The sequence below is a fragment of the Arthrobacter sp. 2YAF22_2 genome (genome assembly GCF_052114645.1).
In the GTDB taxonomy this organism is placed as follows: Bacteria; Actinomycetota; Actinomycetes; order Actinomycetales; family Micrococcaceae; genus Arthrobacter.
Genome location: NZ_JBFRFD010000490.1, coordinates 1 through 2,675, shown reverse-complemented (window position 1 = coordinate 2,675; position 2,675 = coordinate 1). Strand labels below are relative to the sequence as shown.

The window sequence follows — 2,675 nt, the reverse complement described above, 5'->3', positions numbered from 1 at the left end:
TCCCAGAGCCCTACTCCCAGCGCCACGAGCAGCTCGGCTACGCCCACGCAGTCCACCCCGGCGGCCATCAACCTGATTCCGGACGCCTACAAGGGCCGGCCGTTCAATGACGTCCGGACCGAACTGATCGGCATGGGACTCCAGGTCAAGGGCGCCCCGGTCTTCGACCCCGCGGCGCCGAACACTGTGCTGGATATCAACCCGTCCGGTCCAGTCCAGCGCGGCGACGTCATCACTGTCAGCTACTCCAAGGGACCGGACATGCGCACCGTCCCGACCTTGGAGCAGGGTGCCACCGAAGCCGCCGTCCAGCAGGCCATCCAGGGCGCCGGCCTGCGCTGGCAGAAGGGTGACCCGGTCGCAGGCAGGAAGAACCAGCTGGATGGCACCTTTGTGAGCTCCGAGCCCACCTCCGGCCAGCAGGTGCCGGCAGGCTCCGTGGTGATCTACCACCTTGCCGCCGCGCCGGCGCCGACCTCCTCCAGCCCCGCCACCCCAAGCTCCAGCCCCGGTCAGTAGTCAAACATGTCTACTTCACCCCGCACTCCTTCGCACCGGGAGGACAACAGCCCGGTGGGTAACCAGCGTGTCCTCAGCGGGCGTTATGAGCTGGGTGAGCTGATCGGCCGCGGCGGGATGGCGGATGTCTTCCGCGGGCTGGACACCAGGCTGGGCCGGACGGTGGCCATCAAGCTGCTCCGCCCGGACCTGGCGCGGGACCCGCAATTCCAGGCCCGGTTCAAGCGTGAAGCCCAGGCCGTGGCGGCACTTAACCATCCATCGATCGTCGCCGTCTACGACACCGGAGACCATGCCGTCCCAGGCGGCCACGACGACAGCGTCCGTGTGCCGTACATCGTGATGGAGTTCGTCTCGGGCAAGACCATCCGGGATCTGATCAGGGCCAAGGAAGTCACGATCGACCGGGCCATCGACTTCACCCTCGGCGTGCTCTCCGCGCTCGATTACAGCCACCGGGCAGGCATCGTGCACCGCGACATCAAACCGGCCAACGTGATGTATTGCCCGGACGCTAACGGCGTGAAGGTGATGGACTTCGGGATTGCCCGTGCCATGGCGGATTCGTCGGCAACCATGACTCAGACCCAGGCCGTGGTGGGAACGGCCCAGTACCTGTCCCCCGAGCAGGCCCGCGGCGAAACGGTCGACGCACGAAGCGACCTGTACTCGGCCGGGTGCCTGCTTTACGAGATGCTGACCGGCCGGCCGCCGTTTATCGGCGACAGCCCGGTTTCGGTCGCCTACCAGCACGTGCGTGAAATTCCCGAGCCGGCCAGCAGCCTCAACCCCGAAGTTTCAGCGGCGCTGGACAGCGTGCTCGCCAAGGCGCTGCAGAAGAACCGGGCCGACCGTTTCCAAGACGCGGCGGCCTTCCGCCGTGCGCTCAGGGCCGCGCGCAGCGGCGTCGCCGTCGCAGTGCTGCCGGCCAGCGAAGCGCCCACCGACCCGAACAACACCGTGGCCCCGGAGCAGGTGCCGCCCACGGCCGCTTTCTCCCTGACCGGCGCCAAATTCCTGGACGACGCCCCGGCCGCACGGGTCGCCCCGGAGCCCCCCGTCGAGACCGAGGCGCTCAGCGCAGCGTTACTCGGCCACGAGCACGCGGATACCGGCAGCCTGCCGCTGAGTTTGCCGGCCGACCACGAACCGACCGGCCGGCAGAAATCCCGCCGCCGGACGTGGATTGCAACGCTGGTGATTTTCACGCTGCTGGTCCTGGCCGGCGGCGGACTGTGGCTCTACAACATGGTCAACCAGCAGCCTCCGCCGGTGGCCAAGGTGGATGTCCCTGCGGTGGCGTCACTGACCGAATCCGAGGCCTTGCAAAAGCTCTACAATGCCGGCCTCAAGCCCCAGTTGAAGCGCATCCAACATGAGACGGTACCCAAGGGAAGCGCCGTGGGCACGGTTCCGACGGCCGGAAGCGCCTTGGAACGCAACGCGGACATTACCCTGAACATCTCCGACGGTCCCAGCGTCATCACGATCCCCGCCGATCTGCCCGGCCGGACCGAGGCGGACGCCAGGGATGTGCTCCGCCGGACAGGCCTGACCACCGTTCCAAAGACCACCCTGAACAACAGCCCCAAGGTTCCGGCCGGCATCGTCATCACCACCAACCCGGCGCCGGGCCAGAACGTGGCTGTGGGCAGCTCGGTGGAAATAGTTATCTCCACGGGCAAGGTGGCTGTGCCGCAACTCGTCGGCCTGCCGCAGGCGGAGGCTGAGGCGGCCCTGAAGAATGTAGGGCTAAACCTCAGCGTCACGGAAGTCGAAAACACCCAGGTGGACCCCGGCAAGGTGACGGGCCAGAGCGACCCTGCGGATGCCACCGTCGAACAGGGCAAGACGATCACCGTCACGGTGGCCAAAGCCCCGCCGCCACCACCCCCGCCGTCGCCGTCCCCCTCTCCGTCACCGTCGCCCTCGCCGACGACAACCAAGTCCCGCGGCTAGCAGCGGTCCGGCAAGCCGCCGCGCGGCTTCACTGCACCCCGCCGCGCGGCTTCACCGGCGTTGCCGGGTCAGTGCTGGATGAGGGGGCTCAGTGCGGCGGCCCGCGCCGCGGCGCCTGCCATGCCCAGGGACTCGAGCCAGTTGCCCAGCATCAGATAGCCGCCCTCGGTCAGCACCGATTCGGGGTGGAACTGAAC

2 protein-coding genes and 1 pseudogene are annotated in these 2,675 nt (G+C 67.9%); 2 read left to right on the top strand and 1 reads right to left on the bottom strand.

Annotated features, from left to right (window positions below):
• Together AB4Y86_RS16300 and pknB are read left to right on the top strand one after the other, a co-directional pair.
• Nucleotides 1-519 (top strand): PASTA domain-containing protein (locus AB4Y86_RS16300; RefSeq protein WP_441403221.1); only part of this gene is annotated, 519 nt, incomplete at its 5' end.
• 6 nt (nucleotides 520-525) lie between these two features.
• Nucleotides 526-2,478: a Stk1 family PASTA domain-containing Ser/Thr kinase gene (pknB, locus tag AB4Y86_RS16295; protein WP_441403220.1), complete on the top strand. Its 1,953-nt coding sequence runs from the start codon at nucleotides 526-528 to the stop codon at nucleotides 2,476-2,478.
• Nucleotides 2,479-2,546: 68 nt separating this feature from the next.
• Here the strand turns inward: pknB and AB4Y86_RS16290 are convergent.
• Nucleotides 2,547-2,675, bottom strand: a pseudogene (locus tag AB4Y86_RS16290) (anthranilate synthase component II); the annotation flags it as partial.

What these genes read in the sequence shown, in the direction of transcription:
- pknB (WP_441403220.1), top strand. Translation starts at nt 526, where the DNA reads ATGTCTACTTCACCCCGCACTCCTTCGCACCGGGAGGACAACAGCCCG.